The sequence below is a fragment of the Kosakonia sp. SOY2 genome (assembly GCF_027109175.1).
Lineage (GTDB): Bacteria > Pseudomonadota > Gammaproteobacteria > Enterobacterales > Enterobacteriaceae > Kosakonia.
In genome coordinates, this window is the sequence record NZ_JAPVXH010000006.1 from 66,254 (window position 1) to 88,416 (window position 22,163).

Sequence of the window (22,163 nt, forward strand, 5' to 3'; positions counted from 1 at the left end):
TTGGAGTAATACATCCGCTTCTCGCTCAAAGTGAACCTTCCGTACCTACCTGCCTTTTGCTTTGACTCCCTCTTGCCGTATTTCCATCACCCTTCCATACGGTTTTTCAATCCACATCCGACTTTACCTTTTTTCGGATCCATCGGCGGAAACGAGTACGGCGTGTATGTACTAGAGATATGATTTTACGAAATGTACTATATGTATTATTTGTATTTTATGTACCTTATGTATTCTTCCCCGGCGCGTAAAATCCGGTCACTGACCCTTTATCCACCCCGGAGCCCGTCATGAGCACACTGCCCCCCGAAACCGTCCGCCGTATCGAGGACGCCGCCGCCCTCATCACCACTGGCACCCCGAACCCGACCAACGAGCAGGTCCGCCAGCACCTCGGGGGTGGCTCCCTGTCGCATATCTCCCCGGTGATGCGCGCGTTCCGCGCCAGTCGGCGTGAGCAGCGCGCCGAGCAGGCGCAGCTGCTGACCCTGGCCCGCGGTGACGGGAAGGTGAGAAAATGAGGGAGGAAACCGCGTTCCGGGTGAAGGCGTTTCGTCAGGCACTGGAGGAAGCTGCCCGGGAGCTGCCGGAGGAGCACAGGATAAGTTCACGCTGGTGTGAACTGAAAAACTTCCCGCGTGGCAGCTGCGCTCTGGCCAGCAATTGCCTTGCACAGTACCTGAAGGACTGCAAAGAAAAAGGGGAACCCGGCATTGTGTTTATGTATGGCACTCCATCATTCCATGAGGCTGAAAATTCCACCGTTCATGCCCATGTCATTGTGATACTTAACGGAGAGTACATCGACCTGACGCTGGATCAGTTTGATGAATATACAGACTACATCCCGGCTGAACCCGTCGAAACCGGCGGTGTGCTTGGCACGCTGCTGAGAAAAATCCCTCAGTATGAAGGGGGAATAGAGACCCGCCGGATTAACCTCGATCGTATGCAGGGCATTTACGTGTGGTTACGGGAACGCGCTGATGCAATCCTGAAGGCAGATCCTGAATGGGTGGAGCGGGAACAGTCCATAGCGGAGAACAGGTTAGCAGCTAGAAAGTTATTATCCTTTCTTTAAGACGCGTCGCAGACCGGAACGGACGTTCCGGGAGGGATAAATGAACTGTTATCATTACACCGACCGGAAGGATATCATCGAATTAGAATTTTATAGATGAATCATTGTTACTGAGATGAGGAGTTTTATGGAAGAAAATACTTTTATTGATCGGTTTTTTGAAAGCAGTTTTGAACTGATGGACTTCAGATATTCAGGATCTCGGGACATTAACACATTATTGTCTTTCCTGAATAATCTCCAGTCGGTTAATGACCGATGTAAAAAAAGTTTCGATGTTGATTTCAGTCATCATGCTGAATTCAAGCTACTGAGATTGCTTAGGAATTACTTTCAGCATGAAGGGGATGTTCATGAGACAAGACTGTTCTTCAGCCAGCAGAACGTTTTACTGAGTCATAGCGAACTACTCATTATACCCATATGTGTCATTGCCAAGGCCATTCGATCCTTCCTAGAAGGAAAACCAAAACCCTGGAAAAAAGAGGAAATCGCAGCCATCGTCAGCTTTAGCCCGGGATTGTGTTATGTCATGGATAACCTTGATGGTTTCGCAAAAGACCCACAATTCCTGCATGAAGGTCATTACTATTCAGGGGGGTATGATTTATATGTCGCAGTATATAATATAACAAATATAGTGGCCAGTACCTGCAGGGAGATCGATGCCCTGTCTGGTAAGCAAATCATTACCGAACTGGATGATACCTATGATTTAGAGAACAATATCGGCCCTGAAAATATGATCACAAGACTGGGTATAGAGCCAATACTCACAACAAAAGGTTATATTTTCATGAACCATAACACGTGAATTAATTATAAGTAAATAGCCACTTACCTCCTGAGCAATAATATTAATAACATAAAACAGTACAATATATAACCACATGAAACCACAAAATAACAATGTAAACGAAGCCAAAAACGGCGAGTCAACATTAGTAATAAATAAGTCCAAAATTCCCCGTCGGATACAGAATGAAGTCGCGGATATCTACAATGATAAAGGCATCAGGGAAATATTGGGCAAGGTTGTCAAATCGGGATTAAAAAAAATGCCGGGAGTTGGGACGGTACTAACACTGCTGGATGAAGGGTACCAAGCCGTTCTGGACATGGAGCAAAAGCAGCGTCATGCCCGTGTCGAAGATTTTGTAACGGGAATTGCCAAGACCCTACCGGACCAAGCTGATATTTCCGCAGAGGACTTTCTTGCCGTCCTGCGCAAGGTCCTGCAGGATGATGAAAAATCCAAAATCTGGTTTTATGTACGGCTACTGGTAAAACTGGGCACCGGGACACTTGATCGAGACACCCGCTTTCATCTTATTCATTTGACTTACAATCTGACCTTCAAACAGATTATGTTTGCTCGTGAATTATATCTTCGTAAGACTCTTGAGCTCAGAGGGTATAACACCAGAGAGGATGCTGAACTGGAGTTAACCAGTACGAAAAATGGAATGACGCAGAGAGCCATCTTTACCTTCACCAACTGGGGTCTCATCAGGGAAGATCGCACCGGGGACATACGACGTGACCCTCTGTATATCCTAAACGATGAAATGAATACGCTGATTAACCTGCTTTTTGATGAAAGAGACCTCCATGCCAACGTGATTGATAAGGAGCTTAAGGACCGGCCCGATGTCGTGATTCTGACCTCCATCAAATCAGACGGCAATTTGTACGAAACAGAGTTACCTCAAGCGCTGGAAAAGCAGGGGCTGAAGGTAGTTATACTGCCAAACAACAGTGAACATGAGAAAGAAACTCTCGGTGGGATATACGTAGAACTCAGTACGGAATCACGGCAGCAGCACTACCGAGATGAAATTTTCACTTGTGTAGGGGTACGAATTACTCCAGATAAAAATGGAGATAAGCTGGTTAACGTACGCATCAATCAAGCAATTTTTAACGGAAGCAACAAGTTAAAAACCTCACTTGATCCGCTTCGAGCTCAACTTAACAAAGTGAGAGATGAGGTGTTACGTCTGCATCAGGAGCGTACCGGAAAATAGCGACCAAGAGGACTGAAATGCCGTATGTAGTGGTTTACTGAATTTGGCCACCTGAACAGAGGTGATATGCTCACCTCAGGACATTACCGGTGCCTCAATGAAAAAAAGAAATTTCAGCGCAGAGTTTAAACGCGAATCCGCTCAACTAGTCCTTGATCAGAACTACACCGTTGCAGCTGCGGCCAGTGCTATGGATGTGGGTCTTTCTACAATGACGCGATGGGTAAAGCAGTTGCGGGATGAACGACAGGGCAAAATACCTGAAGCCTCCCCTGTAACCCCGGAACAGATTGAAATACGTGAGCTGAAGAAAAAGCTACAACGCATGGAAATGGAAAACGACATATTAAAAAAGGCTACCGCGCTCTTGATGTCAGACTCCCTGAACAGTTCTCGTTAATCGGGAAACTCAGAGCGCAGTATCCTGTGGTCACACTTTGCCACGTGTTCGGGGTTCATCGCAGCAGCTACAAATACTGGGTGAAAACCCCCGAAAAGCCAGACGGCAGGCGAGCTGTGTTACGCAGTCAGGTTCTGGAACTGCATAACATCAGCCATGGCTCTGCTGGCGCAAGAAGTATCGCGATTATGGCAACCCTGAGAGGCTTCAAAATGGGACGCTGGCTTGCCGGAAGGCTCATGAAAGAACTGGGTCTGGTGAGTTGTCAGCAGCCTACCCACCGGTATAAACGTGGTGGTCATGAACACATCGTTATCCCGAATCGCCTTGAGCGACAGTTTGCAGTGACAGAACCGAATCAGGTGTGGTGCGGCGATGTGACGTATATCTGGACAGGCAAGCGTTGGGCTTACCTTGCTGTTGTTCTCGATCTGTTCGCAAGGAAACCGGTGGGCTGGGCAATGTCATTCTCACCGGACAGCAAGCTGACCATCAAAGCGCTGGAAATGGCGTGGGAAGCTCGCGGTAAACCAGCCGGAGTGATGTTCCATAGTGACCAGGGTAGCCACTATACAAGCAGGCAGTTCCGGCAGTTACTGTGGCGTTGCCGGATCAGGCAGAGTATGAGCCGACGTGGAAACTGTTGGGACAACAGCCCGATGGAACGCTTCTTCCGTAGTCTGAAAAACGAGTGGGTGCCAGTGACAGGTTATATAAACTTTAGCGAAGCTGCTCATGCGATCACAGACTATATCGTCGGGTATTACAGCTCGCTAAGGCCGCATGACTATAACGGTGGATTACCCCCAAACGAATCGGAAAGTCGATACTGGAAAAACTCTAAAGCGGTGGCCAGTTTTTGTTGACCACTACACAGCGAAACGACCTGGCAGGTGATTGAACAAAATCACTTTTTAAAATGAAGATTTAAGGATGAAGAGAACAACGAGCCAAAGCTGGATGCTTTCGTTGACCAGCCTTCCGTAACGAGATACATCACGATGTGAGTAATGCCTTACCAGCCAGGGCTTCTCGTCTATGGCTGGGCTCACTTCTACAGGGCTTTGCTCCTGCAGGACACAACGCATATCGTTATAACTGACCGATTCGCCGATTCTTATCCGCCCTCCCCTTCCCGTCGTTACCGCGAACTTGCGGGGGTATGTGTAGTTTTAAGCCTTTCCTCTTGCTCTTTTCATCTGAAACACAATTGATACCGATATCTCTGCATATGCCTGCTACGCAGTAGCAGTATTTCAGTGCTCGCCCGGGGCATTTTTTACCGTTTCTGTCCTCTGCTCTCACTAAACAGGCACTACAGCTACACTAAATGCTTTTTGGCGAAATTTATTTTTATAATTTTTTCAGGCCATTAAAAGAAAGCCTTCCCGCCTCGCTTGAAAGCATTCAACAAACAAATTAATAATACTGTATGTATAAACAGCATAAAAATAAGGTCTGGTGTTATGAAACTGATAATGCTGACACCCACAGAAGGCAACAAGCCGATAAATTTGCCACTTTTCCTTGAAAAAGTTTCCTGTGGCTTTCCCTCACCTGCGCAAGACTATGTCGAAAAAGAGCTTGATCTGAATGAATACTGCATCAAACGTCGCAGCGCGACGTACTATCTTCGTGCCCATGGTGACAGTATGCAGGACGGATTTTTATTTGATGGCGATTTACTGGTTGTCGACAGCGCCGAAAAACCGGTTTCCGGTGATATCGTCGTAGCAAGCGTTGGTGCAGAATTTACCGTCAAGCGACTTCAGCTTGGACAGCGCATCGCATTACTTCCTATGAACCCGGCTTTTCCTCCCCTCTACCCCGACCCGGATGAACTAAACATTTTCGGTGTTGTTACACATATCATTCACCGTACACGAGAGCTTCTAAAATGTTTGGACTAGCGGATGTTAACTCCTTCTACGCATCCTGCGAAAAAGTGTTCCGCCCTGATCTGCGCGATAAGCCTGTTATTGTACTTAGCAATAATGACGGCTGTTGTATCGCCCGCTCTCAACAGGCAAAACGCTTAGGCGTAAAGATGGGCGATCCCTGGTTTAAAATTCGGGAGCAACACTATGCCGAAAAACTGTATGTATTCTCAAGTAATTATGCACTGTATGCGAGTCTGAGTACCCGCGTCATGGCTTGCCTTGAAGAACTGGCACCTCGCGTTGAGCCATATTCGATAGACGAAATGTTTCTTGATCTTCACGGCGTACATTCCCTCATTGATTTTGAAACATTCGGCACCCGGCTGTGTGAGCATGTTTATGCCTGCACCCGACTCTCAATCGGTGTCGGAATGGGGCCAACAAAAACTCTGGCCAAATCAGCCCAGTGGGCATCTAAAGAGTGGCCGGCCTTCCGGGGCGTGCTGGCGCTGACACCGGACAATAAAACCCGCACCTCGAAGTTACTGTCGCTCCAGCCCGTCCAGGAAGTATGGGGGGTGGGTAATCGCACTGCCCGTAAGCTCAATGCGATGAGGATAACCACAGCGTTACAGCTTGCACTCGTAAATACAGCTTTTATTCGTAAAAATTTTAATGTCGTTCTGGAGCGCACAGTCAGAGAATTGAATGGAGAAAGTTGCATCTCTTTTGAAGACGTGCCATCGGCTAAACAACAAATTGTGTGTTCCCGGAGTTTTGGTGAGCGGATCACGACCTTTGAAGATATGCGCCAAGCCATCTGCCAGTACGCTGAACGGGCGGCTGAAAAGCTCCGTATTGAACGGCAATACTGCAGCCACATTTCGGTTTTTATTAAAACGTCACCGTTCTCCAGGACCGAACCGTATTATGCTAACGTGGCAAGCGAGAAGCTTTTGACCCCCAGCCAGGATACGCGTGATGTTATAGCCGCCGCGTTACGTGCCCTTGAGCGCATCTGGCGTAATGATCACCGCTATGCCAAAGCTGGAGTAATGCTCAACGATTTCAGCATGTCTGGTATCGCACAACTCAATCTTTTCGATGAACAACCACCACAACCACGTAGCCAGGAATTAATGAAAGTGCTTGACGGGATCAATCAGTCCGGGCTCGCCCATTTGTGGTTTGCTGGCCGTGGTGTTGCACCTGGCTGGAAAATGAAGCGCGAGATGCTGAGTCCGGCTTACACAACTCGCTGGAAAGACCTGCCCCTTGCTCGTATCGGATGAGATAAAAAAGGGAAGGGGGTAAGCATAGCCGTTTTTAATTAACGGCATTTTGTATAATTACTTACTTTCCCCACCAGCCGGTTTCCGGCCGGGCCAAGTGTATTCATAATTTCATGGCGCTTAGTTGTTTTATTCTGCCTGACAGTACCATGTTGTTTCACGCACTGCATTCCACATCCTTTTCAGATAAAACGTTATATCCCCGTAAGGCAAGTCCGGTCATAACATTCTGTATGACCGTTCCGCTCCGGCTTTTCCAGGCAGATAATCTCCGCTATCGCGACAGGGATATCAAATTTTGTAACAGCGCAAGGATCCCGCTTCCGGTATCATTTGCGCGTAGTTTTATGTGACAACCGCGATTTTGTCCTGTCAGCTCAGCTCCCGCCTCGCCGGAATATTCATGCCAATTTCTGATATCAGCACATCCTTGGAACAATCATTCTTTCAATTGAAGTGGCGGAAGCATTTGCTTCATAACAACGCATAACGAAAAATGAATAGTTTATTTTCGATTCATCGCTTTTGCGGCATCCTTAGTGCCAAATTACGTGCTGGCACAAGTCGCTTTCCGTGTTCAAAAAACGGGAGGCGGCAGACAATCCGATAAGCATATTTATGATTTTAAATACGACTCTACGTGCGTTATACCCGAACAGCATCATTAAGCCATATCGCATACAGCGTGATGTGACAGGACTACCTTCTCATCTTACCGGTGTCCGACGGATAATATTTACCGTCGCTGAATGGCAAGTGACTCGCAGTATGGATGTTTAGCTGCTGAAGTTGTCCTTTTCAGACACACGGTAATTCCTGCTTTGTCCCTTTTAAAGATGTTCTGATGACATCTTTATGCGCATAAAATTTCAGGCTACTGTTCCTGGATCTTGCGTTTAATCTCCGGTTACCACCTTCCTGAATGCTTATTGTCTAAATGAATCCGCTTCTTTCCGCTCTGTTTTTCTTCACCACGCTTGTCAAACTTTTAGTTAACCGCGCGTCATGGTTGATTTCCGTGAGTACGTGCCAGCCCTACAGAGGCATCTCTTTAGCAATCAGCTCTTGCTCCGCTATTAAGACTCTATGCATGAAAATCTTCCTGATGGAACACGAACAATGGGTTGCATAATTTATGAAGGGGAATGAGTTGATTATGCAGGGGACTCTTAAGGACATTTTTGTTTTATCACAACAGCATCATATCGCAGGCTGGCATTTTAGAGGGTTTAAACTGGCAACCCGGCAAAGCTGGACAGGTTTTATCTGTCCGGGTTTGATGGGTTTGGCAAGCCCGGAAATTCCGGGCGCGGCAGGGGAAATACATCATGAAAGCGTGGCGATTTCAGAGTGAAATTTACATTAAAAATCATTGTAAATCATCATGTTAAGTGTGAAATTTCACTGGCGAAAAACCTCATTCACGCATCAGGAGAGAGATGTTTTTGAAGAACATTTGCTACAGCCTCATCGATCTCGTCCTGGAGTTCTTTCGGTAATCGATTGAATTCGTAAACAAACATGCGTCCTTTACTGCGTTTTCTTGCAAACCGATCTTTGTCCGGGAAAGACCACAGATTCGTCACAACCGCTTTGTCTTTGCCCTTAAGAGAAGCCATAGCCGCTGTTTCACGTGTCAGGATTTTGATAATCCTGTTTTTGACCTCGTCTTCAGCAAGTGATTCATCGGCCAGGATGATATTGACTTCCGGAGCGGTGGTTTCGAGTAAATCCTCAACAGAAAAATCTTTCGCGCTGAGCAATGTTTCCAGCGTACCTAACGTCTTGTAATCCGCGAATCCTAATTCCGACTGAACCGGGAAAACCGAAACTAGCTGCGCTGAAACCGATGCAGCCTGGATAGCACGCGTAACCTTTGCTTCCGACAGTCCTTCAAGCCGGGCAATCTCTTTCTGGCTCATGCCCGTGTTTTTGAGTGCTAAAAGACGTAACCCAATCTCACGGATATTGTGCTCTTTGGCTGTCTGAATATCTTTTGCCAGTTTCCGTGCTTCATCGGCAGAAATCAGAGACTTGGTTACCATAATATTTAACGACGTGTGGCACAGGATAGCGGACGCACGACGTCTTGAACCATCAATGATCTCAATACCTTCTTCACGCTGAATACCAATACAGGGGAAGAACTGCTGCAATCGAAGGGTGGATGTAATGTCCTTCAGTGATTCAGGAGTCAGACCGGATTGATCGCGGCCATTTGTTTCCTGCAATACGTAAGTTTTACCTTCCACTTCATTTGCCGGGATGGTTTGCAACGTGAAGACGGCTTTCCGTCCGGTTGAAAGGGTAAAGATTTGCTCAACTGCACTGTCTGACAAAGTCTCAGATAGTGCAGACGGGGTAAAAGTCCGACCAATCGTTGTTCTTTTCGTGCTCATAGATCCCTCAGTTTGCCCGGATAAATTCAATACGATCAAATACAGCTTTTGCAAAGTCTTCTGCCGCTACACGGGCATTTTTCAGCGCTTCGCTGCTGCCAATATACGTCGATGGGTTAGCGGATATGACAGTATCAAAAGACTCGCCACACCTTTCAAAACCATCCAGGCGGGGCAGGGCGACGTCAAGCATATCTCCTCCAAAGATTTCCTTAGCAAGGCTGTGACAAAGTTTGTGATCGGGTTTATTAGAAAGCTTTGACATAAAACCGATATTTCCTAAAAGATTACATTTACAGCCTGACTCAGAGATGATGTTAACTAATTCTGGCACACGTGTTAGGTATTTCAGTGTCGAATGAAAATCAACCTGAGCCGGAGGAACCGGGGTTAAAAGTAGATCTGCAGCTGCAATGGCGTTTTTGAGGAACGCATCCAGATGGGGTCCGCTATCTATGAAGATAAAATCGTAATCATTCTTAAGTTTCGCAATCAAATTATCTTTAAGAATGGCATGCTCATTTTGACCGGGTAAGTGTTGTGAACATAGTTCTGACCATGCAGAAGCTATGAATGCGTCATCAATAGAAGCGGGAAGAACATCCACGCCTGGTACGATTGAAGAAACGATAAATTCGTTAAACAGCTCCTCTCTTGTTACATTCTGCAGCATAGCCTGCGCAGCCGTCGTTTCCACAATACCCACCGCCTGTGTGTGGTTAAGAAACATTGTTGCAGAAGACTGAGGATCTAAATCGATTACTAGAATTCGCAAGTCTTCAAAAAGAAGGTGAGGATGCGTACGCAATGCATGCGCTAATGAGACAGTGGAGACGGTTTTTGACACCCCTCCTTTTAGATTTCCGACGAAAAGAGTAAATGCTTCGCCATGTCTGTCGCGATACTTTGGCACACCTCTATGGTGGTAAATATCGATAATATTCTGTATAGACATCGCATACTTGAATGATGTTCCCGCCGGGCGCTTATCGAATACATAGCCGCTTTCTTCCATTTCACTCACTGAGTAATCCACGTTTGCACGGGTGAGTTTAGGTAATTTGGCTAATGCTGCTTTTGCATAAACCTGATAGAAAACGTTCTCCTTAAGCTCTTCCTTTTGTGCTCTGATTTGATCTGTTAGACCGATGAGCATTTTTTCTGAACGCTGGGCAACTTTAAGAAGCTGTGAAGTACGGTCCATGAAAAGTACCTTTATGCAGGATTAATGATTTTATTCGATAATGCTACATAAAAGCACAAATGTAAACATTTCAAAGAAATGTTAGTTTCTGCTTCTTGCGCATTGCAGATACGTACTTTTAGGGGACAAGCGTTAATGAAAACGGGCCAAGCCCTAGCAGTGTTGCCGGCGCGTTTGTAAGGCTGGATCTAGGGGGACGGGGCTATCTCACTAACGGGGTAGTTTTTGGAATGCCGATTACGACAGCGTTCCAAAAACATATCCTGTCTCTAATTGAAGGGATTCAGGATAAAAAAATGCTGCCAATTAAGGGTGATAATTTAAGTTGCTATACCATAACCTGAAGCACTGCCAAAACCGCTTCAGGATCAGCATAAGTGGTCAATCATAACCAACTACATCGGCAATAACAGCCCCCTGACTGACCAGGGATAAGGCAGAAAGCCCATGGAACCATTATTGTCTCCATGTGTGTTACATCAACTATGCACGATAATGGCACCTCACCATCACAAGCCTCATTGATAGCTGCAGGTGCTCACGATTCGTAATCCTCTGTGACACAAGATTTAATTTAAGTGGTAACCGAAATTACATTCCATGGCCAATAATTCTCTGTATCAAAAAAAATCGCGTTTATTTTTCCTGTGCTGAAGGTACAGAATAAGAACTGTTACCAGACTCAGCCATACCCCTATAACACATCCAAGGAGAACAACATCCCTGATATCGCTAACATCAAAAGAAAACACATCCGTTTTAAAATAAAAAATCAACACAACGGCTAGCTTCAATGCCAGAAAAAGAGCACTCATTACGGAGGAGAGAGCTACTAAAAGAATTACGAAATAAACTATTATTTTCACTTTCCCTCTCCTTTAAGAATTTTCTCACCCTGTTTGCTAATAAACCAGCTTGTTCCTTCTGAAGCCGTGGAACCTGCACCCGCGCCAATAGTGGCTGGGAGCACAGATATTGTATTCGCTCCAGTAGAAAGTGATGGCATCTTTAAGCTATACGTTTCTTTAAAGCCATTAGACCAAGGGTTATATACATACTCGAAGTGTTTTTGCACCCTCCCGCCAACTCCATAACCGACCATTGAACCAGCCATTCCTGCGGCCATAGGAACCCAGGGAGACTGGCCATCTAATGCGCTGGAAATGCCCGCAGCGGCTGTATTTACCGTCGTAGTGCCATAAAAGCCCATATTAGCTGTTGTGCCTCCTGCAATTACGGCAGCGTAAAAACTATTCAGGCTAAATTTTTCGTTAGGATCAACATACATTTTGACCCCTTGGGCTAAAAGGTTCCCGACACCATTAGTTCCCGCAACTATGCCTCTATTAACCAGAGTTGAGCTACCCGCCCATTCAGCTACAGAGGGTGCAACAGCCTTGCCTAACGCAGGCATAGCGAGTGAAATCGTTGCGATTGCTGCTTTGGGAATGTTGTTCGATCTCTGCAACTGGTCATAGTTATCAATTACTGGTGTAAGTTGGTTTATGCTGTACTGCGCCAGTTTTTGGCAATCAGCATCACAGCCAGGGGACTGCATGAGTTTAATCAGCGCGTCCTGCTGTTTCACCAGATAATCCTTACTAATCTGTGTAGACTGTGCCTTCTGTTGCTGGGCCGCATCAGCTTTACTTGCCGCATCTACCAGTTTTTTCCGTTCTTCATCTGTCGAGGCTAATCGATATTTTTCAAGCCACGATGTCGTTTGTTCAGCACTAAGGTAATTATTTTCAACCGTCGTTTTGCCGGTCTGTGCTGCCGCGAACCCTTCCGCTGTGCTGCCTCCGGCCAGGCCGCCTGCAAGCCCTGCGGCGAGCGTGGCCAGCGCACTTACCGTCTGTTTCTCGGTTTCATTCAGTTCACGGACGGGTTTACCGTAAGCATTCACCGCTACCATGCCGACAAGTTCTGCCGTTGCGGCACCCGATGCACCCACCAGGGCATTGTTTCCCTGCGCCGCCGCCAGTGCCGCATTCACCGCCGCGTGAGCAAGTATTTTCCCGCCATCGTCCAGGCCGCTGTGTCCGATGACATTCGCTATATAAGGCGCAGATCCTCCCGCCACCGCTTTAGCCAGATCTCCACCCGCCAGACCCTGTACCGCTGCCGTGGCCGCCTGAATCGCCCGCTGGACCTTACCCCCCGTGCCAAAGCCGGAGTCAGCAAATGCCTGGTCATAAAATGACTGGTAAACCTGACCGGCAATCTCTTTGTCAGTAGGCTCTTTGTCCGGATGGGCTTTGATCAGCGCTTCCTTCGCGGCCCTGAGCTGATCCGGCGAGACATTTTTCATCTTCTCGTTCGCCGCACGGGTGGCTTCAATTTTCCCCTGTGTCGCCGCTATATTTCCTGCCTGAACCCCGATCTCCCCGATCAGTTGCGCCTCGCGAAGTCGGTTCTGCTCTTTCTCTTTGTCAAAGATAGGACTCAGCGTCTGGTTTGCATGCTCTGCGTCACGGCTCAGGCTGGCCACATCCTGCTGCTGCCTCTCCCTGTCGCGAATGATGATGGTTCCTTCGCTGATTGCTGATTTCGTCGTGGAGTTGGCGCTACCGGAGCCGTTTGCGCCCATCAGCAGCCCGCTCGCCACGTTACCCAGGAACTGGCTCCCTACGCTACCGCCCGAGCTTATCCCCACGCTCTGGTGCTCTACCTTGTATTCCGCGCTGTTCTCAATGTCCTTAAAGCCCAGCGTTCCGGTATCCAGCCGGTTCCGGTCAGCCGTTGCCGTCGAGCCGATTACCGCCCCGTTCAGTTGCGTATGTTCGCCAACCGAGATATCTGCTCCGCCTTTCCCGGCGAAAATTCCCGTCTGTTCCTGCACCGACGCGTACGTGCTGTGCATTTTATCGCGGGACATGCTCAGGGACAGCGAGCCGCCGCCCATGCTCGCGCTGCCTCCGGCGCTCATGCTGGTCTGTTTCGAGTCGTAATCGTCCGTGTCCTGCTCGCTGGTCAGCGTCAGGTTCCGGCCCACATCCATTTTCACACTGTTGCCGCTTGCCTGCGCCCCGGTCAGGGTCGTGTCCCGCCCGCTGACGATGCTGAGAGCATTACCCGCGTTCAGCGTCGTCTCGGTATGTGAAGTGCCGTTACCTTTCTCACTGCCTTTGCCTTTGTTAACGCTGGCATTGACTGAAATCCCGTTCGCCCCGCTGCCGAAGTTGATCCCCACGCCATAGGAGCTGCCGTGGCTTTCGTTTTTACCGTCCAGCTTCTGGTTGTTCAGAGCGGACTCCAGCAGCACATCGCGTTTCGCATTCAGCAGCATATCTTTGCCTGCCTGTAGCTCGCTGCCCTGCACGTCAATATCGCCTTCGGTGGCCTTCATCGTCAGGTTATTCCCGGCTGTAAGCCGGCTGCCCTGGCTCTGGTTCGAGGTCTGGGTCTGGGTGGATTTCGACGACTGGCTGCCCCAGGAGAGGTTCACTCCCACCACACTGCCCGGTGAACCGCCTTCGGCGTTATTAAGCTGGTTCCCCTGATAGGCTTCCACACCACTCAGTGCTGACTGCACACCCTGCAGGGCAGCGAGGCGGCCGTTGCTCTCTTTTCTGGCAGAGTTCGCCTGGCTCACCGCCTGGTTCACCGCGCTACCTACTGTGCCGGAAAGGGCGAGGGTAAGGCCGCTTGTTTTTTGTTCTGTGATGTGGGTTTGCGTACTCTGGTTTTCCGCCGCGAGAATGCTGATCTCTTTCCCGGTCAGCAGCAGATCCTGTTTAGCCAGAACGTCCGAGCCTTTCACCGTCAGGGCGTTACCGGCGCTCAGGTTCACGTTACCGTCTGTGCTGCCCGCCATGCTGCCGGTGCTGCTCCGTGATTTGCCGTCGTCTGTGGTTTTCTGCTCACTCTTGCCGTAGCTCACACCAATTCCGCCAGTACCGGAAAGACCGGAGGTTTTTTCCTGGTACTGGTGATTTTCCTGACGGGTGTTTTCCGCCGTGGTCAGGGTCAGATCGTTTCCGGCGGTCAGGTTAACGTCATGAGTTGCCGCCACGTTGCTGCCTTTCACCGTCAGGTTGTGTCCGGCCTGCAGGGTGATGCTGTCACCGTCCAGCGTACTGCCCAGCGCGTCCGTGACTTTCACGTCATCATGGGTGGTGACCGATTTCTTCGACAGCCAGCCGCCGGAGCTTTGCCTGCTGTTCTCGGTCACCTGATAAGAGGATTCGCCGCTGGCGATACTGATATCATTGCCTGCCACCATCGTGAGTTTGTCTGCCGCCGTCACGCCTGCTGCGCGGGCATTCACGTCATGCCCGGCGCTCAACACTACGCTTCCGTTGCCATTGATCTGGCTGCCAGTGTCCGTTGTCTGGATCACGTGCCGGTCATTGCCACCACCCCAGTCGCCGGACTCCGTATGGGTGGAGGTCACCGTATTCAGGTTCAGGTCATTTCCGGCAATCAACTGGGTTTTACTGTTTTCACCGCTGTTACTAACCTGGCTGCCGGTCAGGTTGATATTATTCAGCGCCTGCAGCCCCAGTTCTCCCCCTTCATTCTGTACAAAGATCCCGGCAGGGCGGTCTATCCAGTTGTTGATGCCGTCGCCCCGCATGGTGGTAATGCTGTTGAGGTCATGGCCAGCCACGGCAATCAGCCTGTCGCCGGCCTGCAGCGTACCGCCAATGTTACTGAGATCGGTACGTGCCTGAAGGCTGACACGGTTGCCGCCAAGATAGCCGCTGTTGGTGATGTTTTCGGCAGTGATCTGCGTAACATCACGTCCACTGATGTGTCCGCTGTTGGTGAGATCGTCTTTCACGTTCAGCGCAATATTGCTGCCGGACATCAGCGCGCCGCTGCCATCAAGATCGCCGGCGCGAACGCGGGCATAAACCTGAGGCACCAGTACGCTTTGCACCGAACCGTCAGGCAATGTCACGTCCTGTTTCACCAGCCACACCATGTCGCTGGTCAGGAGTGCCATTTGCTGGGGCGTCAGCGCCACACCCGGGATCAGGTGGTACTGTTTGCCGAACGCCACGCCCGCATCCATCAGCGAGCGATACTGGTTCTCATCGTTATCAAACCCTTTCAGGAAGCGATTGCCGGTCAGGTCTGTAATCTGCTCGCGGATCAGATTCTGCTCATAGAAACCGTCACCCAGACGTTTGAGAATATTCCCGCCATCCAGGGCAAACTGGCTTTGCATATAGTCGCTGCTCAGCCACTGCTTCTGACTGGTGAAGCGCGGGTCAGTTTCAATCAGGAAGGGAACATTGTTCGCCGGACGCAGCTGGTAAAGGCTGTTATCGGGCAGGCGAAGGTCTGGCGGAGTGATGCGGATCACGCTGTGCGGGCCGCTGGCAATCTCGACGATTTGCCCCGGAGGCGCCGTTACCGGACGCTGCGCCAGCGCTGTATTCAGCTTGCCGGGATCGATGATGTGGGTGGTGACGCCGCCGGTATCACGGCTGGCGATCGCCGTGCTGCTCCCGCTGACCAGCGCGTTGCTCTGCCAGGCCATCTGCTTCAGGTCGATCTTCTGTATAACCGCAGCCGGTTTGTAATTGCTGGTGTCCTTACCCTGGCTGGTTTTGGTCCCGCCCAGTTTCTTTTTCTTCTTCTTGGCATACCAGCGCGTCTGTTTACCTGCGTCAGTAATCACGCGCTCGCCCGGCGTGGCCACATTATTCAGGCTGACTACCGCTGCATTTAACAGTCCACCGGCCACAACCATACTGTCGTGGTTGTTTAACTGGTTGCTGTTGATGGTCATATTGCCACCCGCAATAATTTTGCCCGGGTCGGTTTTCACCACCCTGGTTTCTTTTACAGTGCGCTGATAGTTGTACTCATAAAATTTTTCGCCGCTTGAGCCGTCAGGCATCGTGGCTTTATGTACGCCGTATTTATTTTTTTTGCTGGTGTCGACATCACTCCAGTCGTAATGCGTCGGAGAACCCTGTAGCGCCGCTTCGTGGTGCGTGGATTTTTCCGTCACCACCACCTGCGTTTTCAGGTCGTCGTTGAGGTTGTTAATCTCACCAGTGCTGAGGGTCATATTGCCGGAGGACTCCAGCGTCGCGCTGTGGTTATTTAACCTCAGCGCCTGTCCCTGAGCCAGCCACTGATCGTTGAGGTTACCGCCGATAGCCATATCGCCCGCGCTGTAAATCAGGGCATGAGCCACGTTATTGAGCGTCCCGGCGCCTACATCCAGGCGCTGACGGGCGGCAATGACCGGCGCCGTACCGTTCTTCGCTTCGTTATTCAGCGTCCCTGCCTGCAGGGCAACGTGGTCACCATAAATTCGCCCGGAGCCATAGTTGTTCAGCGTGTCGGCGCTGACATGGGTTAAACCGCCATCTAGCAGTCCCCAGTTTGTCAGCGTTCCGCCCACGAGCAGGTGTGTCTCCCCGGCGCTGATTTCGCCGTTTACCCGGTTGAGCAGGGCAGGGAGGCTCGCCGTCAAAATGCCGCCTGCTTTCACAAGACCTTCGTTAATCAGCCCTTCGGCAAAAGAGAAAGTGACGTTGCCGTTGGCAATAATCTGGCCGACGTTAAGCAGCGCTTTTTGCAGATTCAGTGCCATCGCATCCTGCGAAAGAAGTTTGCCGTCACCGGTGGCTGAGCCGGCGTTCAGGCTAAGCATCTTCCCGGCGATGAGCGTCCCTGACCTGTTGGTCAGCGCCAGACCCTGACCACCACTGACGGTTAACTGGCTGCCTGAGGAAAGCAGCCCGCGGGTGTTGTCAAGGGCGCTGCCCGCGTTGAGCGTTAAGGCGTCACGACTTCGGACCGCGCCATCGGTGTTGTTGAGCGAGACGGTATTGAGCGTGACGGCCTGGCCTTCAATACCGAGCTGTTCTTTATTCGTGCCACCATTGGCTATACTGGTGGCGTCAAGCGTCGCGGTTTTGCCGCTGCGAATAAGTCCGCTGCTGTTTTCCAGTTCATTTTTTGCCGTGATCTGCAGGTTCCCGGCAGCCTGAACCTGTCCGTTAGTGTTGTTAAGCGTGCTGGCGGTGAGGTTCGCTTCCCCCCCGGCGGCAATGATGCCCCCCTGGTTGTTTAGCGGATTACCCCGGGTATCCAGTTGAGCATTTTCCATGGCGATGATTCGGCCGGCATCATTGAGCAACACGCCGCTGGACAGGGTAAGAGCTCTGCCTGACGTCAGCTCACCTTGTGTGTTAACCAGCTTGCCGCCGCGTAAATCCAGCGAAAGCGACTGGCCTGACTGGATCAGACCATGCTGGTTGCTGATATCATCACTGATGAGCGAAAGCATGCCATCGCTTGCCAGTGTGCCGGAGGTGTTATCCAGCGCCAGCGTGGCGAGGCTGGCCTCTCCGCCGGACGCTATAAATCCGCTGCTGTTATCCAGCGCGCCGCTGTTCACGGTCAGTGCGCCCAGGCTCAGTACCCCACCGTTTTTTCCGCTATTGCGGTTGGTGAATGTGCCATCCGCGACATCCACGGAGAGACTGCTGCCCGCCTGCAGCAGGCCGCCGTCATTGTTTAACCGGCTGCCCTTCAGACTGAGGCTCCGGGCGCTGGCAATCACGCCACCGCTGTTATCCAGCGCATCACCTTTGATATTCAGCGCGCCTTTCCCCGACAGATTGCCTCCGTTGCGGTTTGTCAGGCTGCCGATGTTCACATTGACGTCCAGCGTTGAGCCAGACTGGAGCGAGCCCGCATCGTTATTCAGTTGATCGCTGCTGAGCTGTAACGCTCCGGAGCTGGCGATAACCCCCTGCCGGTTATCCACCACGCCACCGCTCATCGTCAGCGAACCGTTACTGAAAATGCCGTTTTTCCCGCTGTTACGGTTGCTGAGCACACCGCCATGCAGGTCTGCCACGATATCAGTGCCAGCCTGAACCAACCCTCCGTCATTGTTCAGTCCGCCGCTTTGCAGCGTCATACTCTTGCTGGCGGCAATCACCCCCTGCTGGTTATTCACGCTCTGTTTCGCAGTATTAATTTCGACTGCGTTCGCCTGAATGCGCCCCTGCTGGTTATCGAGCTTCGCTCCGCTCAGTGTCAGTTTTTTACTGTTAGCGACAATGTTACCGTCACGGTTATCAATACCGTCGGCATGCGCAAGCGTCAGCTCAGTTTCGCCGGTTTGCTGCAGCGCACCCTGCCGGTTGGAAACCTGTCGGGCGGTCAGGCTGAGTTTATCCGCGCTCAGAGTGCCACCATCGTTGTTCAGCATTCCGCTGGTGCTGACCGTAATCTGCTGTGCCGTGACATTCGCCTTTGTGGTCAGGACATCACCCTGAGTTGCGGCAAGCTCAACTGAGCCCGCACGGTTCTGGCTCGCACTGAAATCAATGCCCGAGCCCTTTGCCGTCAGTTTGCCTGCCACGCTGTTCTGCCCGCTCACGGTCAGCTTCCCCTGACCCTGCATCGCCAGGTCACCTGCCGGGCTGACGCTGCCGTCCGCTTTCATTCCCGCGGCGAGCACGCCGCTGCTGGAAATGTCATTGCGGGAGGTGATCTGTATGTTATTGCTCGCCTGGATCTGGCCGCTGTTGGTGACTGAACCATCGGCATTGACCACTACATCTCCGGCCGAGGCGCCAAGCGTTCCGGCGTTATGGACGCCGACGCCAGCCTCCGTTCCTCTCAGCTGGATCTTATTGGCGTACATGCCGCCAAGCTGCGCCACATCCACAGCAAACTGCGGTCGCAGACTGCCATCATCAGATTTCGCTGTGGCCGTATGGTTGGTGGCGCTGACGTTATTACGTCCTGCAGTGACCTCAAGCTCTCTCGCCTGGATACTGGCATTAACTTTTACCGCCCGGGCGATCAGTTCGGTCGTGTCCTGTCGCGAGCTGTCCATCCCGAGTCCCTGTACGGTAATGGTTCCCCGGTTGACGTCGTAACCGGTTATCTGACCGTTCGACAGTTGCACCTGCCCCGTGGTTAATGTCGTGCGACTGGCGTTGATAAATCCGCAACCGTTACAGGTGATCCCCGCCGGGTTGGCGATGACTATTTGCGCCTGCCGGCCGGCCACCTCGAGCATGCCGTTGAGCTGGCTGGGATCGCGCGAGTTCACTTCGTTCAGAATGACTTTCGCCTCGCCCTTTGCCAGCCACGGGTTTGCCGCAACCATCCCACCCAGTTGGGTCTGGGTCATCTGGTGTGAGTTGTTTAAAATCGCCCCTTTTTTATCGATATCGAACTGGGTGTACTTATTCTGTGAAACCCCGGCCGCACTCGGCGTCTGGATATTGATTTGCGGCGTACCGTTAGCGCTGTTTATGATAGTCGGCTGCTGCTGACCGGGTGCGCTGCCGTCCGCCACGATCCCCGCCCAGGCCGGCGTACTGACACACCCCATCGCCACTAAAAGGCTGAAGCTGACAGGCGTCAGCCGACTCAGGCAGCGGCGCTGAGTGTGTCCCACTCCCCCGGACGGGGAGGCGGCTGCACGACCTGACGCGGCAATATCCGGCACGACCATCATCATTCCGCGCGCTTTGTTAAAGACGATACGATAAAGATTCCTGTTCATCCTTGAGTCCTCAGTATTGCCAGTTCAGGTTGAAACCGAACGTTACAGGATCAGGGGTAAAGCCCTGGGGTTTTGACAGCGGGATCCCGGCGAAGGCGTCATAGCTGACCCCAAACAGCAGACCCCGCAGTCCGGCCACACCACCAGCCAGGTGGCGACCGACAAGATAAGGGCTGCTGCGACCACTGACTTCGCCGTAATCCATCCCGAGATAGAGCTGCTGGTGTGGCAGCGGCGTATACCAGCCAAACTCATTGCGGACGGTCCAGCCGTTATCCGCGCTCAGCGTGCGCTCGCCGTCAAAGCCCCTTACCGTCCAGCGGCTACCGATGGAAAACTGCTCTTGCGGCGTTAAAGGTGTGCTGGTCATTTGCCGCATGTACTGCACGTTGTAGCGGAAGCTTTGCCCGCCGAGCGCAAAGGGCAGTTCAAGCTGGGCATTCATCTGCAGAATTTTACTCAGAGCCGTCGCTTCGCCAAAATATTCCTCGGTGGCCGGGATCGCGCCAAACCAGCGGGTACCACGCTGGTAGCTGATACCTGCATCGAGTGTCGCCGTGTAGATATAATGGCGGTGTTGAAGCCCCAACTTCCAGGCGGCAGTCTTCCGGCGCTGCGCGTCTATCCGGGTATCGTCAATAAAATTTTTCGACTCTCGCGTAAGGATTTCGTAGGTAAAGCTGGTCTTCTGACTGCCGCTGCGATGCAGTACACGGCTGAGCTGGAAGGCGAGGTTACTGCTTTCACCCCGATAACGGTAATCCCCGTTCAGCCCGGCGATAGTCTGATAGTAATCATTGCTGCTGGCAGTCAGGCTCGCCATCCAGTAGCCAAAAGGCACGGCATACTGTCCGGTATAGTTATGCGTACCTTTCTCATTATGGGGCTGCAGCGCTCGTCCGGCGTTAAGATAGAGCGTATCGCTCAGGCTTAACGGGTTATCAACGTAGAGCGTGACGCCTCCCTGATAGCGGCCGGTACTGCGGCTTCCTGAATCGTCCAGTGACAGACCAAGACGCCACATTCGTGACTGTTTCCAGTCCAGCAATATATCGCTTTCGCCTGGCTGTTCTCCGGGAATAATTTCCATACTGGCCTGAACGGTGGGTACACGCTGGAAATTTTCCAGCCCTTGCTCGATATTGCGTAAATCAAGCAATTCACCTGGTTTTGCAGGGAAACTATTTAACAGCGAAACATATTTCCCGCTTTGAGGGGTAAATTTCACGTGCTGGATTGTGCCCGGCAAAATAAAAAGTATTAACTTACCCGAAATAAGGCTTTGCTGGGGGGCAAGAACGCGCGTCGTGACGTAACCGCTGTCAATCAGGCGATTTTGTATTAGGCTCATCAGTTTATTAATGCCTTTTGCACCCAGACAATGTCCTGCGCCGAGACTGGCCAGTTTTTGCAGTGGCAGCCATGAAGGTAATTTATCGCGCTGCTGTAATTCAACCTGTTGAATAAGAAAACAGGGAGATTCTTCGGGAAAATCAATAGCTTCTGAAGGCGTGGTCTGTGGTGAAAGCCTGACGTCAGGCACCGGCGGCGCCAGCTGCGCTTCACGCGCACGCTGGCTTTCCTGTTGCCGGATAAGCTGTTCATCAGCAACAGGGGCAGTATATCCGTAATGAAAAATTGAAAATAAAACCAGGCTGCCACAGACAGTAGAGTTGATAACACGCACAAAAATTCCTTTTAATTTTTTATCCCTGAAAATTTGATTTAAGGTCGTCACACAGTTACTTTTAGATATTAAGATAATTCTATCAAAGAGAACCGATATTATAAAAATGTTATTTCAAATACTAATCTGACTTATCCGTAAGAATAAGCGAAATCGATATGCCCGCTCTATTGAGACACCTTAATATTGGTAAGGTGCTTATCATGGAATCTGCCCTGGAATATAAGTCACTGTGGTGCAACTCTCGGCTTATGAAGGCGCATCAAGAACGTACCTACATAACTTTGGGTTTGTTTCAAACGGACTGGAGCACCGCTTGCACGGAAACCGAAAGCCCTGGAACATCAATGGTTATTACGAAGCATGATGACAAAATGTCTCATCCTGACTCCAGAATCTGGAAAGTAATATACGTCGGATTAATCGCAGGAGAGCGTTTAAGCAAAATCCTCAAATTAAAAGCTGTTATCCACTTATCCACCGGACAGATCCAAACAAGTAATGATCCTAAGTAGATCCCTATTTAGATCCAAATAGATCCCCGATCGCTGAGAGCCGTGCCAGCTCTGGCCTGAGAGGGGGTTGTCATAAGCTATAGAGAGATAAAGATAAGCTGTGACAAGCATCATATAAACTACAAGGAGATAACTCTATGCTGTAGCCAGTAAACAATATAAGCTATAGTCAGATC

Annotated in this window: 12 protein-coding genes; 8 read left to right on the forward strand and 4 right to left on the reverse strand. The window is 50.8% G+C overall.

Annotation, left to right across the window (positions count from 1 at the left end; genetic code table 11):
* The first annotated feature begins 290 nt into the window (after positions 1-290).
* From O3S68_RS21925 to O3S68_RS21960, 8 genes are all read left to right on the forward strand, one after another.
* The gene (locus O3S68_RS21925; protein ID WP_331275958.1) at positions 291-521 is read left to right on the forward strand and encodes a DNA-binding protein; all 231 of its coding nucleotides are present in this window, start codon (positions 291-293) and stop codon (positions 519-521) included.
* Positions 518-1,081, forward strand: coding sequence for a hypothetical protein (locus O3S68_RS21930; protein ID WP_269232501.1), 564 nt, complete (start codon positions 518-520; stop codon positions 1,079-1,081). Before O3S68_RS21925 ends, O3S68_RS21930 begins: the two co-directional genes overlap by 4 nt.
* A 127-nt stretch (positions 1,082-1,208) precedes the next feature.
* Positions 1,209-1,895, forward strand: a complete 687-nt coding sequence (locus O3S68_RS21935; protein ID WP_269232502.1) for a hypothetical protein — start codon at positions 1,209-1,211, stop codon at positions 1,893-1,895.
* Between the two features lie 76 nt (positions 1,896-1,971).
* The gene (locus O3S68_RS21940; protein ID WP_269232503.1) at positions 1,972-3,108 is read left to right on the forward strand and encodes a hypothetical protein; all 1,137 of its coding nucleotides are present in this window, start codon (positions 1,972-1,974) and stop codon (positions 3,106-3,108) included.
* A gap of 97 nt (positions 3,109-3,205) precedes the next feature.
* Positions 3,206-4,374 (forward strand): IS3 family transposase gene (locus O3S68_RS21945; protein ID WP_269232504.1). Its coding sequence is split into 2 segments (ribosomal slippage): positions 3,206-3,455 and positions 3,455-4,374, totalling 1,170 coding nucleotides; the frame shifts between segments, so codons are not numbered across the junction.
* Between the two features lie 600 nt (positions 4,375-4,974).
* Positions 4,975-5,418, forward strand: a complete 444-nt coding sequence (gene umuD / locus O3S68_RS21950; RefSeq protein WP_269232505.1) for a translesion error-prone DNA polymerase V autoproteolytic subunit — start codon at positions 4,975-4,977, stop codon at positions 5,416-5,418.
* The gene (umuC, locus tag O3S68_RS21955; protein WP_269232506.1) at positions 5,406-6,680 is read left to right on the forward strand and encodes a translesion error-prone DNA polymerase V subunit UmuC; all 1,275 of its coding nucleotides are present in this window, start codon (positions 5,406-5,408) and stop codon (positions 6,678-6,680) included. The genes umuD and umuC overlap by 13 nt, the downstream gene beginning before the upstream one ends.
* A gap of 1,135 nt (positions 6,681-7,815) precedes the next feature.
* Positions 7,816-8,034, forward strand: coding sequence for a hypothetical protein (locus tag O3S68_RS21960; protein ID WP_269232507.1), 219 nt, complete (start codon positions 7,816-7,818; stop codon positions 8,032-8,034).
* A gap of 67 nt (positions 8,035-8,101) precedes the next feature.
* On the opposite strand, the gene O3S68_RS21965 is transcribed toward O3S68_RS21960, so the two are convergent.
* From O3S68_RS21965 to O3S68_RS21980, 4 genes are all read right to left on the reverse strand, one after another.
* Entirely contained in the window at positions 8,102-9,079 is a 978-nt protein-coding gene (locus tag O3S68_RS21965; protein WP_269232508.1) for a ParB family protein, read from the reverse strand.
* A gap of 7 nt (positions 9,080-9,086) precedes the next feature.
* A complete protein-coding gene (locus O3S68_RS21970; RefSeq protein WP_269232509.1) occupies positions 9,087-10,283 on the reverse strand; it encodes an AAA family ATPase in 1,197 nt (398 codons plus the stop codon).
* Positions 10,284-11,145: 862 nt separating this feature from the next.
* Entirely contained in the window at positions 11,146-19,785 is an 8,640-nt protein-coding gene (locus tag O3S68_RS21975; protein WP_269232510.1) for a hemagglutinin repeat-containing protein, read from the reverse strand.
* 10 nt (positions 19,786-19,795) lie between these two features.
* On the reverse strand, positions 19,796-21,439 hold the full coding sequence (locus O3S68_RS21980; RefSeq protein ID WP_269232553.1) for a ShlB/FhaC/HecB family hemolysin secretion/activation protein: 1,644 nt from the start codon (positions 21,437-21,439) through the stop codon (positions 19,796-19,798).
* Positions 21,440-22,163: the final 724 nt, after the last annotated feature.

Bases quoted from the DNA above. Each gene is read 5' to 3' on its own strand.
- O3S68_RS21925 (WP_331275958.1), top strand. From the start codon at position 291: ATGAGCACACTGCCCCCCGAAACCGTCCGCCGTATCGAGGACGCCGCC.
- O3S68_RS21930 (WP_269232501.1), top strand. From the start codon at position 518: ATGAGGGAGGAAACCGCGTTCCGGGTGAAGGCGTTTCGTCAGGCACTG.
- O3S68_RS21935 (WP_269232502.1), top strand. From the start codon at position 1,209: ATGGAAGAAAATACTTTTATTGATCGGTTTTTTGAAAGCAGTTTTGAA.
- O3S68_RS21940 (WP_269232503.1), top strand. From the start codon at position 1,972: ATGAAACCACAAAATAACAATGTAAACGAAGCCAAAAACGGCGAGTCA.
- umuD (WP_269232505.1), top strand. From the start codon at position 4,975: ATGAAACTGATAATGCTGACACCCACAGAAGGCAACAAGCCGATAAAT.
- umuC (WP_269232506.1), top strand. From the start codon at position 5,406: ATGTTTGGACTAGCGGATGTTAACTCCTTCTACGCATCCTGCGAAAAA.
- O3S68_RS21960 (WP_269232507.1), top strand. From the start codon at position 7,816: ATGAAGGGGAATGAGTTGATTATGCAGGGGACTCTTAAGGACATTTTT.
- O3S68_RS21965 (WP_269232508.1), bottom strand. From the start codon at position 9,079: ATGAGCACGAAAAGAACAACGATTGGTCGGACTTTTACCCCGTCTGCA.
- O3S68_RS21970 (WP_269232509.1), bottom strand. From the start codon at position 10,283: ATGGACCGTACTTCACAGCTTCTTAAAGTTGCCCAGCGTTCAGAAAAA.
- O3S68_RS21975 (WP_269232510.1), bottom strand. From the start codon at position 19,785: ATGAACAGGAATCTTTATCGTATCGTCTTTAACAAAGCGCGCGGAATG.